12 protein-coding genes, 1 tRNA gene and 1 pseudogene are annotated in these 14,743 nt (G+C 53.1%); 6 read left to right on the top strand and 8 right to left on the bottom strand.

Annotation, left to right across the window (positions count from 1 at the left end; translation table 11 throughout):
• Positions 1 to 53 precede the first annotated feature (53 nt).
• Positions 54 to 1,055: an ornithine carbamoyltransferase gene (gene argF / locus SJI19_RS20320; RefSeq protein WP_323480086.1), complete on the bottom strand. Its 1,002-nt coding sequence runs from the start codon at positions 1,053 to 1,055 to the stop codon at positions 54 to 56.
• A 175-nt stretch (positions 1,056 to 1,230) separates the two neighbouring features.
• On the opposite strand from argF, the gene rraB reads away from it, so the two are divergent.
• Positions 1,231 to 1,695, top strand: a complete 465-nt coding sequence (gene rraB / locus SJI19_RS20315; RefSeq protein ID WP_323480085.1) for a ribonuclease E inhibitor RraB — start codon at positions 1,231 to 1,233, stop codon at positions 1,693 to 1,695.
• Positions 1,696 to 1,740: 45 nt separating this feature from the next.
• On the opposite strand, the gene SJI19_RS20310 is transcribed toward rraB, so the two are convergent.
• The 4 genes from SJI19_RS20310 to pepA form a co-directional block, all read right to left on the bottom strand.
• Positions 1,741 to 2,247 carry a GNAT family N-acetyltransferase gene (locus tag SJI19_RS20310; RefSeq protein WP_323480084.1) on the bottom strand — a complete coding sequence of 169 codons (507 nt, stop codon included), beginning with the start codon at positions 2,245 to 2,247 and terminating at the stop codon, positions 1,741 to 1,743.
• A 136-nt stretch (positions 2,248 to 2,383) separates the two neighbouring features.
• Positions 2,384 to 5,239 carry a valine--tRNA ligase gene (locus tag SJI19_RS20305; protein ID WP_323480083.1) on the bottom strand — a complete coding sequence of 952 codons (2,856 nt, stop codon included), beginning with the start codon at positions 5,237 to 5,239 and terminating at the stop codon, positions 2,384 to 2,386.
• Between the two features lie 13 nt (positions 5,240 to 5,252).
• A complete protein-coding gene (locus SJI19_RS20300) occupies positions 5,253 to 5,702 on the bottom strand; it encodes a DNA polymerase III subunit chi (protein WP_323480082.1) in 450 nt (149 codons plus the stop codon).
• Positions 5,703 to 5,785: 83 nt separating this feature from the next.
• Positions 5,786 to 7,297 carry a leucyl aminopeptidase gene (gene pepA / locus SJI19_RS20295; protein WP_323480081.1) on the bottom strand — a complete coding sequence of 504 codons (1,512 nt, stop codon included), beginning with the start codon at positions 7,295 to 7,297 and terminating at the stop codon, positions 5,786 to 5,788.
• Between the two features lie 284 nt (positions 7,298 to 7,581).
• On the opposite strand from pepA, the gene lptF reads away from it, so the two are divergent.
• Together lptF and lptG are read left to right on the top strand one after the other, a co-directional pair.
• Positions 7,582 to 8,682, top strand: coding sequence for an LPS export ABC transporter permease LptF (gene lptF, locus SJI19_RS20290; RefSeq protein WP_323480080.1), 1,101 nt, complete (start codon positions 7,582 to 7,584; stop codon positions 8,680 to 8,682).
• On the top strand, positions 8,682 to 9,752 hold the full coding sequence (lptG, locus tag SJI19_RS20285; RefSeq protein WP_323480079.1) for an LPS export ABC transporter permease LptG: 1,071 nt from the start codon (positions 8,682 to 8,684) through the stop codon (positions 9,750 to 9,752). Before lptF ends, lptG begins: the two co-directional genes overlap by 1 nt.
• Positions 9,753 to 9,869: 117 nt before the next feature.
• On the opposite strand, the gene SJI19_RS20280 is transcribed toward lptG, so the two are convergent.
• From SJI19_RS20280 to SJI19_RS20270, 3 genes are all read right to left on the bottom strand, one after another.
• Positions 9,870 to 10,772 (bottom strand): LysR family transcriptional regulator, encoded by a 903-nt coding sequence (locus tag SJI19_RS20280; RefSeq protein WP_323480078.1) that lies wholly within the window; start codon positions 10,770 to 10,772, stop codon positions 9,870 to 9,872.
• A gap of 456 nt (positions 10,773 to 11,228) precedes the next feature.
• Entirely contained in the window at positions 11,229 to 11,759 is a 531-nt protein-coding gene (locus SJI19_RS20275) for a DUF2501 domain-containing protein (protein WP_416347581.1), read from the bottom strand.
• Positions 11,760 to 11,943: 184 nt separating this feature from the next.
• A complete protein-coding gene (locus SJI19_RS20270) occupies positions 11,944 to 12,948 on the bottom strand; it encodes an MBL fold metallo-hydrolase (protein ID WP_323480077.1) in 1,005 nt (334 codons plus the stop codon).
• Positions 12,949 to 13,027: 79 nt separating this feature from the next.
• Between SJI19_RS20270 and SJI19_RS20265 the strand changes: the two genes are divergently transcribed.
• From SJI19_RS20265 to SJI19_RS20255, 3 genes and pseudogenes are all read left to right on the top strand, one after another.
• Positions 13,028 to 13,951, top strand: coding sequence for a LysR family transcriptional regulator (locus SJI19_RS20265; protein ID WP_323480076.1), 924 nt, complete (start codon positions 13,028 to 13,030; stop codon positions 13,949 to 13,951).
• Between the two features lie 163 nt (positions 13,952 to 14,114).
• Positions 14,115 to 14,199: transfer RNA gene (locus tag SJI19_RS20260), tRNA-Leu, on the top strand.
• 165 nt (positions 14,200 to 14,364) lie between these two features.
• Positions 14,365 to 14,743, top strand: a pseudogene (locus SJI19_RS20255) (Appr-1-p processing protein); the annotation flags it as partial.

The raw sequence follows: 14,743 nt of genomic DNA, 5'->3' as shown, positions 1-14,743 counted from the left end.
CCGTGACCGCTTGGCGACTTGCTCAAGCCTAGCAACTGTGACCGCTTGGCCAATCATACCAGCGTCGCGACCATGACTGCTTTAATGGTATGTAGCCGGTTTTCTGCCTGATCGAACACCACACTATGAGCTGATTCAAACACCTCGTCCGTGACCTCCATGCCGCCCACCAAACCATATTCCTCGGCCATCGCTTTGCCCATGCTGGTTTGGTCATCATGAAACGCGGGCAAACAGTGCAGGAATTTAACCTGTGGATTGCCCGTTAGCCTGATCATATCCATATTGACCTGATAGGCGCGCAGAAGTGCGATACGTTCGCGCCAGATAGATTTCGCTTCGCCCATGGAAACCCAAACGTCAGTATAGAGAAAATCCACCCCGGTGACGCCTTCGCTTATATCCTCGGTGAGCGTGATCTTGCCGCCGTGTTGTTGTGCCATATCGCGACAATGGCTGACCAATTGTGCGTCTGGCCAGCAGGCGCGTGGCGCCACCAAACGCAGATCCAAACCGGTCAGTGCTGCCGCCTCCAGCATACTGTTGCCCATGTTGTTGCGGGCATCCCCGACGTAAGCGAATGACATCTGGTCAAAGGATTTTTCCGGCAAATGTTCCTGCATGGTCAGCAGATCGGCCAGTAACTGGGTCGGATGGAACTCGGTGGTCAAGCCATTCCATACCGGTACGCCGGCATAGCGCGCCAGTGTCTCGACGATCTCCTGACCATAACCACGGTATTGGATACCGTGATAAAGGCGCCCCAATACCCGGGCGGTATCCTTAATGGACTCCTTATGGCCAATTTGACTGCCGCTGGGGCCGAGATAGGTCACACGAGCACCTTGGTCGAACGCGGCAACTTCGAAAGAGCAGCGGGTACGGGTCGAATCTTTTTCGAAGATGAGCGCGATATTTTTCCCCGTCAGGCGCGGCGTTTCCTGGCCGGCGCGTTTTTCTGCTTTCAGGGTGGCGGCCAGCGCCAGCAGATCGAGAATTTCAGCGGGTGAGAAATCCATTAATTTTAGGAAGTGACGTTGAAAAAACTGACTCATAATTATCCCTCTGCACATATAATTTTAATCATAATGAATTTAAATTCACTTTATATGTATGAATATTCAATTTCAAGTATTGATATCAAATCTTTCATGTTTAAGCTGGAGCCTTAACCCCTGCTGTGGGAAAATGAACGCCTAATAAGCTGACCGACGCATTGAGGATAGGGGCATGGCACATCAATTCCTGGAAGAGCAGCGTGACGAAACACGTTTGATAATCGAAGAGCTATTGGAAGACGGCAGCGATCCGGAAGCGCTTTATACCATCGAGCATCACTTTTCCGCCGAAAATTTCGATTTGCTGGAAAAAGCCGCCGTTGAAGCATTCAAAATGGGCTACGAGGTCACCGACGCCGAAGAGCTGGAAGTGGAAGACGGCTCGGTATTGGTGTGCTGTGACGCCGTCAGCGAAATGTCACTGAATGCCGATTTAATCGACAGCCAGGTTGAGCAGCTGTTTGCCTTGGCCGAGCGCATGGGCGTGAACTACGATGGTTGGGGCACCTACTTCGAAGACGGCGAAGACGACGACGAAGATGAAGATGAAGATGAAGATGATACCGAAGACGGTGTGAACGGCGCACCGCCGATTCATGGCATTATCGATCAGGATGATAACGGCACCCGCCACTAAGCGTTGCTCTTTGGCAAGGCATGTCACGCTGGACATGCCTTGTGCTTAGGCTAGCGGCTTAAGCATGGTCACTTCACAGTCCACGTGCCCGGTGGTGCCCATCGGCCCATTAATATGGGCAAATCCCAACCGTTCATACAAGGCTATTGCGCGGGTCAGACTGGCGGTGGTTTCCAGGTAACAATGGGTAAAATGGTGCTCGCGCGCAAACGCCAACGCCCGTAGCGCTAACTCGTGGGCCATGCCACGTCCGCGCAGGCTAGACAGAAAATACATTTTTTGCAATTCGCAAATATCTTCCCCGCCGTCTGCCAATGGCGCAATTCCGCCGCCCCCGGCAATCCGCCCGTTTAACTCAATCACCCAATACGCACTGCGTGGCTGGCTGTAGAGCTGATACAACTTATCCAGATTGGGATCGGACACGGTATAACCTTTATCCGCCGTCAGGCCGAATTCGGCCGACACCTGACGAATCACCTGCGCAATGGCTGGATTGTCCGCCAGCGTAATAGGGCGTACCAGAATATTGACTGCGTTAGCCATGGACATCGTTTTTACCCAAGGAAATGAGCAATAACATCGCCGATGTCGGCGATGTTATTATATTCACTGCAGGATAAACCTTCAGTTAATTTAAGACAACCGCCGCCCAAAATAGACGGGCGGGGTTGGGCGGCGCAGGGGGTTAAAGTGCGGCGATGGTTGCCTGCTGCTCAAGCAGCTTGGCTTTGGCGGTGATAAAACCGGCCATTTTTTCCCGCTCTTTGGCCACCACGGCTTCCGGCGCGCGAGCGATAAAACCCTCATTGGACAGTTTGTTATGAATACGGTCGATTTCCGTGTCAATTTTTACCACTTCATTGGCCAAACGATCCAGCTCCAGCGCCTTATCAACGATACCGGCCATGGGGATCAGTAATTCCCCCCCATCCACCAGCTTAACGATGGATACCGGGCCTTTATCACCCTCGGCAAGAATCACCAGGCTTTGCAGTCGAGCCAGCGTCTGGATAAAACCACGGTTGCCCTCGATACGCCGACGCGCCAGCGGCGTGGCGCCACGCACCAACACCTCCAGCGGTTTGCCCGGGGCGATATTCATTTCGTTACGAATGGTGCGCACCGCAATGACCAGCTGTTTGATCCATTCCACATCCGCCAGCGCCTCACTATCGTCAAGGGTGGCATCGAATACCGGGAACGGTTGCAGCATCAGGGTGTCGGCGTCAATGCCCTTGAGCACTTTAACCCGTTGCCAAATGGTTTCGGTAATAAACGGCACGATAGGATGCGCCAGGCGCAGCAAACCTTCCAATACCTCCACCAGCGTATGGCGGGTCGCGCGCAGTTCGCTTTCGCTGCCCTCGGTCATGACCGGTTTGGTCAGTTCCAGATACCAGTCACAGAACTGGTTCCAGGTAAAGTCATACAGCACGTTGGCGGCCAGATCAAAACGGTAGCTATCCAAGGCATCGCGATAGGCTTTCACCGTGCGGTTGAATTCGGCCAGGATCCAGCGGTCGGCCAGCGAAAACGTCATGTCGCCGCCATGCTGTCCACAATCCTGATCTTCGGTATTCATCAACACAAAACGGCTGGCGTTCCACAGCTTATTGCAGAAATTGCGGTAACCTTCCAGCCGTTTCATATCCCAGTTAATATCCCGGCCGGTAGATGCCAGCGCCGCCAAGGTAAAGCGCAGGGCATCGGTACCGTGCGGTTCAATGCCGTTGGGGAACTGTTTCTCGGTGCGTTTACGGATTTTATCGGCCAACTGCGGCTGCATCATATTGCCCGTGCGCTTAGCCACCAGTTCGGCCAAGGAAATGCCGTCCACCATATCCAGCGGGTCGATGACGTTGCCTTTGGATTTTGACATCTTCTGGCCTTCGTCGTCGCGGATAAGTCCGGTCATATACACGGTATTAAACGGCACCTGCGGTTGGTTGTTTTCATCTTTAACAAAATGCATGGTCAACATGATCATGCGGGCAATCCAGAAAAAGATGATGTCAAAACCGCTCACCATTACGCTGGTGGGGTGGAACGTTTTCAGCGCGTCGGTGGGTTGTGGCCAGCCCAGCGTGGAAAAGGTCCACAGCCCGGAAGAGAACCAGGTATCCAGCACATCTTCGTCCTGGCGCAGCACCACCGAGGCGTCCAGATGATATTCCTGGCGCACTTCATTTTCGTCGCGCCCGACATACACCTTACCGGCAGCATCGTACCAGGCCGGGATGCGGTGGCCCCACCACAGCTGGCGAGAGATACACCAATCCTGGATATCACGCATCCAGCTGAAGTACATGTTTTCATACTGTTTCGGCACAAACTGAATGTCGCCGTCTTCTACCGCCGCAATGGCCACTTTGGCCAGCGGCTCGGTACGCACGTACCACTGATCGGTGAGCATGGGTTCAATCACCACGCCGCCGCGATCGCCGTAAGGCACGGTCATAGGATGGGATTCAACCTTTTCCAGCAGTCCAAGCGCGTCAAACGCCGCCACTACCGCTTTGCGTGCGGCAAACCGCTCCAACCCCTGGAATTCTGCCGGAATGGCACCGCTCCAGGCGTCGCTGGCTTCACCCAGGGTATCAAAGACTTCTGCCTGCTGACGAATATCGCCATCCAGGGTCAGCACATTGATCATCGGCAGGCCGTGGCGTTTACCGACCTCATAGTCATTAAAGTCATGGGCCGGGGTAATTTTAACGCAACCGGTACCCTTGCTCATGTCGGCATGTTCGTCGCCGATGATCGGAATGCGGCGACCCAACAGCGGTAATATTGCGAACTTGCCGATCAGATTTTGATAACGCGGATCTTGCGGATTCACCGCAACGCCGGTATCGCCCAACACAGTTTCCGGGCGGGTGGTCGCGACCACCAGATAGTCTTTGCCATCGGCGGTGGTTGCACCCTCGGCCAATGGATAACGCAAATGCCACATCGAGCCCTGGGATTCACGATTTTCCACTTCCAGATCGGAAATGGCGGTACGCAGTTTGGGATCCCAGTTAACCAGACGCTTGCCGCGATAGATCAAATCCTGCTTAAACAGCTGGACGAACACTTCTTTCACTGCCTCGGACAGGCCGGCGTCCATAGTAAACCGCTCGCGCTCCCAATCCACCGAGGCGCCAAGCCGACGCATTTGGCGAGTAATAGTGCCGCCGGATTCAGCTTTCCATTGCCAAATTTTTTCGATAAAAGCATCACGGCCATAATCGTGGCGGGTTTTGCCTTCTTCTGCGGCAATTTTACGTTCCACCACCATTTGCGTGGCGATGCCCGCATGGTCGGTGCCCACCTGCCACAGGGTGTTTTTACCCTGCATGCGTTGATAACGCACGATAATATCCATAATGGTCTGCTGAAAAGCATGCCCCATATGCAGACTGCCGGTGACGTTCGGCGGCGGGATCATGATGCAGAAGCTCTCTTTACTGGTATCGTTATGCGGCTTGAAATAGCCCTGCTGTTCCCAGTGCTCGTAGAGCGGCTGCTCAATGTCGTGCGGATTATATGTCTTTTCCATTATACGTTGTATTTCACTGCGTTGGCGGCGTGGCCGTAGTCAATTGGAAGCCGACGCTGCGATAGGCTTTATACCGATCGCGCGCCAACTGTTTTAATGCGTCTTCATCTGGAACGAAGTCTATCACTTCATGGAAAGCGGAGGCAAAATCCGCACATTGCGGCAACAGGCTGATCAACAGGTCGCGTGGCGCATTGCCGCGTCGCGCAGGCCAGCAAATTTCCACCGGCGCGCCGTAGCGCGGGCCTTCTCCCGCCAGATTGTGCGGTACAAAAGCCGCCGGGTCACGTTGCCATAATGCTTCATCGAGCCGCAGCGCCTGCTCCTCGTCGCCACAGGCCACCAGCACCCGCTGTCCGGCGCGCCAGTGACGTGCCGCCAGATCGCAGGCAAGCCGTTCAACGGCACTCAGTCCGTCCTGTAGATCCTGGCTATCGAGGAGATAAAAGGTCGCGTTTTTCATGTGCCGTGTTTAGTTAGCCAGAAAGGCATGATGGAAAAATAGGGGCAGCCTGCGCTACCCCCTAAAGCATACCTTTTTTTCGCTTATTCGTCACCGTTCAGGCCGGAACGATTGAGCAAAAACTGCGCCAGCAGCGCCACCGGACGACCGGTAGCCCCCTTGGCCTTGCCCGAACGCCAAGCGGTGCCGGCGATATCCAAATGCGCCCAATTGAATTTGCGGGCAAAACGGGAAAGGAAACAACCGGCGGTGATGGCGCCGCCCGGGCGGCCACCGATATTGGCCATATCGGCAAAATTGGATTCCAACTGTTCTTGATACTCATCGCCCAACGGCAGGCGCCAGGCGCGATCACCCGACTGCTCCGAGGCGGCAATAAGCTCATGGGCCAACGGATTATGATTCGACATCATGCCGGTCAGATGATGACCCAAGGCAATAACGCAAGCACCGGTGAGGGTAGCAACATCAATTACCACGTCGGGATCGAAACGTTCGGCATAGGTCAAGGCGTCACACAGAACCAAACGGCCCTCGGCGTCGGTATTGAGCACTTCTACCGTTTGGCCGGACAGGGTGGTCAGCACATCACCGGGACGGTACGAACGGCCATCGACCATATTTTCACAGCCCGCCAGGATGCCAACGATATTCAGCGGCAGGCTCAGTTCCATCGCCATGCGCATCACGCCGTACACCGTCGCGGCACCGCACATGTCGTATTTCATCTCATCCATGCTATCGGCGGGTTTGATCGAGATGCCGCCGGCATCAAAGGTCAAGCCTTTACCTACCAGCACAATCGGCCGACTTTCCGGGGCCGGGCTGCCCTTATACTCGATAACCGACATCAGGGATTCATTTTGCGAACCCTGTCCCACCGCCAGATACGCGTTCATGCCCAGCTCTTTCATCTGCTGTTCGCCGATCACTCGGGTAGTGGTGGTTTTTCCATACTTATCCGCCAGTTGGCGTGCATGAGAGGCCAGATAAGCCGGGTTACAGATATTGGGCGGCATATTGCCCAAATCCTTGGCGGCGCTAATCCCTGAAGCAATGGCCAAACCATGCTGGATCGCCCGTTCTCCGCCGGTGAGTTCGCGGCGGGTGGGCACATTAAACACCATTTTACGCAACGGTCGGCGCGGTTCAGCCTTATTGCTTTTCAACTGATCAAAGGTATAAAGCGACTCTTTGGAGGTTTCCACCGCCTGGCGGACTTTCCAATAGGTATTGCGCCCCTTGACGTGCAGTTCGGTCAGGAAACAAACGGCTTCCATCGACCCGGTATCGTTCAGCGTATTGATGGTTTTTTGGATCACCTGCTTATACTGGCGCTCGTCCAGCTCGCGTTCTTTACCGCACCCAATCAGCAGGATACGTTCAGATAGCACATTAGGAACATGGTGCAGCAGTAAGGTCTGACCCACTTTCCCTTCCAGTTCGCCGCGGCGCAGTAACGCACTGATATAACCATCGCTGATCTTATCGAGCTGTTCAGCAATGGGTGACAGACGGCGCGGTTCAAAGACGCCGACGACAATACAGGCACTGCGTTGTTTTTCCGGGCTACCGCTTTTTACACTGAACTCCATGCACTCTCCTGAATCTTAAAGACAAAGACGCCATACCGGGATAAAATAAATGTTTTCCTATCGTATCCCCCGCCTTTGCATTAACTCTTATGTGTTAATCTGAACGACGCAAAGGACGTTATTCCGGCAATAATCAGTGCGTTCTCATAGCACAGCCGAACGCTTAATGCTGTTATACTCTATCTGGCGATGAAAGGTGGCTAATTGATACGGATTAATAGTGGATTAGCGAAGAAACTATCGACTTTCCTGCAAAAAGACAAGTTTTCACAGGCGAAATTAGCGTGATCATCATTAGATATCTGGTTCGGGAAACCTTTAAAAGCCAATTGGCCATCCTGTTTGTACTGCTGCTGATTTTTTTCTGTCAAAAGCTGGTACGGGTGTTGGGTGCGGCGGTAGACGGCGATATTCCGACAAACCTGGTGTTATCCCTACTCGGGTTAGGGGTGCCAGAAATGGCACAATTGATTCTGCCCCTGAGCCTGTTCCTCGGGTTACTGATGACCTTGAGCCGGTTATACGCTGAAAGCGAAATAACCGTGATGCATGCCTGCGGAATGGGGAAAATGGCGCTGATTAAAGCCGGGCTGTTGTTAAGCGTGTTGACAGCCCTGGCGGCAGCAGTAAATGTTATCTGGCTTTCCCCGTGGTCCTCGCGGCATCAGGATGAAGTGTTGGCGGAAGCCAAGGCCAATCCCAGCATGGCTGCCATGGTTGAAGGGCAGTTTCAGGCGGCGCAAAACGGCAATTCGGTACTGTTTGTTGGCAATGTCAAAGGTCAGGAGTTCCAAAACGTATTCCTGGCGCAACTGCATCCCAAAGGCAATGCTCGTCCTTCGGTGGTGATAGCGGACAAGGGGCATATGACCCAGCGTCCGGACGGTTCACAGGTGGTGACGTTAAATAAAGGCACTCGCTACGAGGGTACGGCGTTGCTGCGCGATTTCCGCATCACCGACTTTACGCAATATCAGGCCGTGATTGGCCATCAGACTGTGGCGGTGGCCAGTAATGATGCCGAACAGATGAGCATGAAGACGCTGTGGCGATCGCCAGAACCAGAGGCCCGTGCCGAGCTACAATGGCGTCTAACGCTGGTTGCATCGGTATTTATCATGGCGTTGATGGTGGTGCCACTGAGCGCGGTGAATCCCCGTCAGGGTCGAGTGCTGAGCATGTTGCCGGCCATGCTGCTTTATTTAATTTTCTTCCTGCTACAAAGCTCGCTGCGATCCAACGGTGCTAAAGGAAAACTTGACCCGGTGGTATGGATGTGGTTAACCAATCTGGTGTACCTGGGCATCGCCCTGTTGCTCAATATATGGGACAGCGTGCCGTTTAGGCGGGCACGTGAGCGTTTACACGGCAGAGGAGCGGCCTGATGTTTGGAGTACTAGACCGCTATATTGGCAAGACGATTTTTAATACCATCATGATGACGCTGTTTATGCTGGTGTCGTTATCGGGCATTATCAAGTTTGTCGATCAGCTGCGCAAGGTTGGCCAGGGCGATTATTCGGCCATGGGCGCCGGACTGTATACCCTGTTAAGCATCCCCAAGGATATCGAGATCTTCTTTCCGATGGCGGCGCTGCTGGGTGCGCTGATGGGGTTGGGCACCCTGGCGAGCCGCAGTGAACTGGTGGTCATGCAGGCGTCGGGATTTTCCCGCCTGCAAATTGCCGCCTCGGTGATGAAAACCGCCATTCCCCTGGTGCTGCTGACCATGGCCATTGGCGAATGGGTGGCCCCGCAGGGCGATCAGTTGGCGCGTAATTTCCGCTCCCAGGCACTTTATGGCGGCTCAATGCTGTCGGTGCAAAACGGCCTGTGGGCCAAGGACGGCCACGACTTTATCTTTATCGAACGTGTGGTCAGCGATAACCAGCTCGCCGGGGTAAACATCTACCACTTTGACAATGACAACCGGCTGCAAACCCTGCGCTACGCCGCCAGTGCCAGTTTTAACAACGGCATCTGGCACCTATCGCAGGTGGATGAATCCAACCTGAGCAATAATCAGCAAATTACCGGCCGGCAGACCCTTAACGGGGAATGGAAAACCAACCTGACGCCCGATAAGCTCGGCGTGGTGGCGCTTGATCCCGAATCGTTATCCATCACCGGCCTGTATAATTACGTACGCTACTTAAAACAAAGCGGCCAGGAGGCCAACCGCTATCTGCTCAATATGTGGGGTAAAATTTTCTCCCCCTTCTCGGTGGCGGTGATGATGCTCATGGCGGTATCGTTTATATTCGGTCCGCTGCGCAGCGTGGCGATGGGCGTGAGGATGATTACCGGGATCAGTTTCGGCTTTTTATTCTATGTGCTGGACCAGATCTTTGGTCCACTCAGCCTGGTATATAACATGCCGCCGCTGTTTGGGGCGTTACTGCCAAGCATGGCTTTTCTGATCATCAGTGTGGCGTTGTTGCTCAAAAAACGCTAGAGATCGGGTACAACACATCCTACGCTAACGGGTGATTGCCTGTTAGCGTAGGATGTGGGGATAACGCCCATTGACTCGACCTGCAGTGTTATTTTCGGTGCTTTACTCAAGCCTGCTTCATTTAATACTGTCGACAAACATCACTTTAGTCAGGTCGCGCAGCCACTTATGGCAAGGTGAATGGTTATGCTTAGAATGCCATGCCTGGATAATACTGCGTTTGCCCAAATTGAAATCCGAGCTGAAAAATTCCACCGCGATGTTAAGCTTACGCAGATTATTCATCACAAAATCCGGCACAATGGCCAACGCATCGGAATGGGTAATGGCGTTCATGGTGGCCATATAACCTGGCGTGGTCCCCATGACCTGACGTGTTGACCAGAAATATTGCATTGCCTCATCCGACCCGGCCGAGTATTTTTCATTGGTCTGGACAAAATGATATTTCAGCAAATTGTCCACGCTTTTATCCCCACAAATAACCGGGTGACCGCAGCGGCACATAAAATAACACTTGGCGGAATGAATGGTGCGAATGGTGATTTCCGGGTTCAAATCACGCATTTCACCAATATAAAGATCAATATCATTAGAACGCAGAAAATCATCGTCAAACTCTGAATCGTGCACCATGTTTATAAACACATTCGGGGCGCTGCTACGCTGTATTTCGCTAAATAACCGGGCATTGAGCGTGAACACAATAGTGGCATTGGCGGCAATCGTGAACGACACCGTGGTGGTATGGGGTTCAAACGCCATATTGGTATTCAGCATCGATTCGATACGATTGACCAACTGGCGTACATCCTCCTTAAGTGCGATGGCTTTTGGTGTCGGGATAAGTTTGGTGCCGCTACGCACTAAAATGGGATCGTTAAACATACCCCGTATTTTATTCAACGACTTACTGATGGCGGGCGCGGTAACGTTCAGTTTTCTGGCTGCCAGATTGACGCTGCAGTCTTCAAGAAGCGCATTCAGTACAACCAATAAATTAAAATCGAAATTATTCATATAAGATTCGTAATCTAGAATGTTAGGTTGAGGGATATTCGTAGGTTAACGAACATAAATGCACGTGTAATTATATTCAGACTTTTATTTATTGCTCCAATATATTTATAGATATGAAATTATTAACTTATCTATTTTAGTGGCTAACGAGTTTATCTTTTATTTGTCAATAATGACAAGATGAAAATAGACGTTGCGTTGCAGTAGTGCAATACCGTGAAGCATTAAATGTTCAATGTTGGGCGTTATCGCTGGCATGGATCACATTTTTGATAATATGCATAATATAGTTAATTGAATGTAAATAGCATAATAATAATATTATTTTAATAAAGTTAGTTCCGTTTTTATCTACCCCAATGGACGGTAAATCCCTGCTCAATCGAACAGGGATAGCCACGATACCGGCTTGCGTGAGATAGGGCTTAAACCGGTGCGTAATGGCCGACGGCGACCTTATAACGAAACAAAACGTTTACTTTGTTTCAGCACAATATCACAGGCCTTGGTTTTTACTTGTTGACCTAATTGGGAGTTGCTCAGATCGTTAAGGTTAACTTGACCGTTTTTGCCGGTGGCCAGCAGACCGCCGAGGCCTTGTTGGTAGTCCTGGCTTTTGGTATTGGCGGTACTGGTGATGCCCAACTTGTTCAGCATGCGATCTTTGAGCGAGTTGGCCCCGTTGGCCGACAATAGGTTGTTTTTCACACAATATTGCAGCACACCGGCGGCATTAGTCATACTGCTGGCGCTTAAGGCCTTATCGCCGCCATTAAGCAGGCCCGATAATCCGGCCAACGAACTGGCATTATTGCCGGAGGTCGTGCCAGCGGTGGTGGAACCCTTGTCAGTAGAAGACTGACTCAGTTCACCGGCCACGCTTTTGACCGAATCCATCCAGTTACCGGCTGCGTGGACCACACTGGACGACAGCAAGGCGGACAAGGCCAATGCCACCAATAACCGCGGTTGTTGATAGGACATCATAAGGGGGTGACTCCTGTAATAAAGAAGGATACCAGGTCGAACGGCCAGGCCGCCGCCGACGCTAAATGATGGCCAGTATGCCGGACAAACGCGCCGTCGTCAGAACACCGACGCGTTTTTCAGGCGCGAGTGGCGTAGTTTCGGACAATTCTGTCGATAGCGCCTACCGACCCCCCACCTGGTTTTATTTCAGGCCAGCCAAGCTGTAGTTGGCCGGTACCCAGCGATAGGCCGGAGTCTGGCCCGGTTTCTCCACCAACGCTTTCACATGCCCCAGCCCTGGGAACGCAATATGTGCCGCGCCGATCCAATAGTCCCCACGGGCCGCGTCCGCCAGTACCGATGCCCTGGCCTTGGCTGCTTGGGCAGGGTTCCAGTCAAAATTAATGGTGGTTTGTGGCCGGGCAAACTGCACCGCCTCGGCGTGGATAGTATCGCCCCACAGCAACAGTTTCTGACCCGCACTTTCAACCATATACAAGGTGTGGCCGGGCGTATGGCCGGGGTCGGGCACTGCGCGCACCCCGGGGAACAGTTCGGTTTCCCCGGAGAAGGTTTTCAGGCGGCCAGCCTGGATCACCGGGCGCAAGGAAGACTCCGATTCGGCAAAAGTGTGTTTTTCGCTCTTGCGAACGCTTGCCATATTGGCCGGATTGAGCCAGAAATCCACATCCCGCTGGTTAACGTAGACAGTGGCATTGGGTAGCGCGAGCTTACCGTTATGCACCAGGCCGCCGCTATGATCCGCATGGATATGGGTGAGCAATACGGTATCGATTTGTTCCGGTGGATAACCCGCCGCGCGCAGATTATCCAACAACCGACCACCGTTGCTGCCGAATAACGGGCCGGAACCGGTATCCACCAGGATCAGATGTTCACCGGTGTTAATTAAAAAAGTATTGATCGATGTTTCCACCTGGGTGCTGAGATCGTTAGCAGCCAAACGCTGTCGCAGCGCCTGCGGCGTGATAGAGTTTAACAGCTTGTCTAATGCAATGGTGACCGTACCGTCCGACACTGCGGTAACCTCAAACTGGCCCAGCATCATACGGTAATAACCCGGTGCCTGGGTCTTTTGCATCGGCACCGGTGCGACGGGGGGTTGCCCTTGTGCGTATGCCGGAGAGAGCAGCTGTCCCAGTAGCAGCAACGTCGCGCTGGTTTTGCCAATGGTGATTAATTTCATCTTTTTCCCTTAATCTGTTTTTTCATTAGGGGGAAGTATTCAATACGTACTACTATTACTCCAATTGATTGGAAAAATTATGAATATCAATGAAAGTGATTTTAGGGGCATCGACCTGAATTTATTGGTGACCTTTTTGGTGCTGTACCGGGAAAAAAGCGTCTCGGTGGCAGCGGCAAAACTGTTCCTCGGCCAGCCGGCGGTCAGCAGCGCGCTGGGGCGCTTGCGCGAGCTGTTTGGCGACCGGCTGTTTGTGCGCACCGCGCAAGGCATGCAGCCCACCAGCCGTGCCGATTATTTGGCTCAACGCCTCGCGCCGCTGCTGGGGCAGATGCAAGATACGCTGTTCCACAGCCCGGATTTTGATCCGCACCAAAGCCGGCGGTTGTTCACCCTGGGTATGGCGGATTGGGTCGAGATCTGCTTGATGCCGCCGCTGCTGGCACGCCTGCACGCCGCCGCTCCCCATATGCGCTTCAATACCCTCGCCACCACACCCTACCAGGACCGCGAGCTGCTGGAGCAAAATCAACTGGATATGGCGCTGTCGGTCACCACCGAATCCGCCCCTTGGTTACAGCGTAGTGTGTTGCGTACCGAGGCTTTTGTCGTCCTATGGCATCCGCAGCAGCTCGCACACCCGGCGCCACTCAGCCTGGACGACTATCTCGCTTGCGATCACCTGCTGGTCACCTATCGCTCGCGTGCGCACAGCGCCATCGACGACCTGCTGGTGCAACGGGGCAGATCACGCCAGATTCGTTATACCACGTCGCACTTTTCCGCATTGCCCGGCATCTTGCAACGCGTCCCGGTGCTGACCACCGTGCCGAGCGTGCTGGCGTCGGCCTGGCAAACCCACTATGGCCTGTGCGCCAGCCCGCTGCCATTTGACCTGCCGTCCTTTGAGCTGTCGTTGCTCTGGCACCTGCGCCTGGACGGCGACCCGGCGCGGCGCTGGCTGGCGCAGCAAATTGCCGCGGTGCTATCGTTGAGTTGTTAAACGTGGATTGGCACGATAACCGGTGCTGATTCGGCCTTTGGCGACAAAAACCTGGCGAAAGAGGGCGTTTTTTCAGCAGTCAGCACCGGCTAACGCTGATTAGTATTGCGCCGGGATGCGTTAACGGTATAATGCACCTCGTTTTCCGTATACTAACTTCAGTGCCGAAGTGGCGAAATCGGTAGACGCAGTTGATTCAAAATCAACCGCCTTCGGGCATGCCGGTTCGATTCCGGCCTTCGGCACCATTAGTACACAATCAGGTCACCCAAGGGTGGCTTTTTTTGTGTCTTTAATTAGGGGATTACGCCATTTCTGCTCAACAGTGTGTATCGGTGTCACCCGGTTTATTTTTGGGATGAATGCCATTAAGATTGAACTGCGATATTGAAGGGATCCACTTGGGTTTGTTGAAACGTAACGGTGTAAAAAAGCTCACGCCGGCAAGAGCCATGATCGCTGAATTGGTCCGTCGTTACTGGGTGCTGGGTATGGAATGCAGCCTGCTGGAAATTCAAAAACTGGCTTGGTTCTTACAAAAAGCGGTTAGTCACAACAAGCTGAAAGATGTGTTGAATCTGCGATTTGAAGCGAGTTTTTACGGCCCCTATGCCACGAATTTACCCCATTTATTAAATGCGCTCGATGGTAATTACCTGATAGCGGAAAAAAGAATCCCTGACAGCAGCCCGCTGGATGTGATCTGGTTTAATGACCAAGAAAAAGATCACGTAGACGCCTATCTACGCAGCGAAGGTAAAACGTGGTTGCCGGCGTTAGAGCAGGTTAGTG

The sequence above is a fragment of the Acerihabitans sp. TG2 genome (assembly GCF_035013185.1).
Taxonomy (GTDB): Bacteria; Pseudomonadota; Gammaproteobacteria; order Enterobacterales; family Enterobacteriaceae; genus Acerihabitans.
This window is presented reverse-complemented; position numbering and strand designations above follow the sequence as displayed.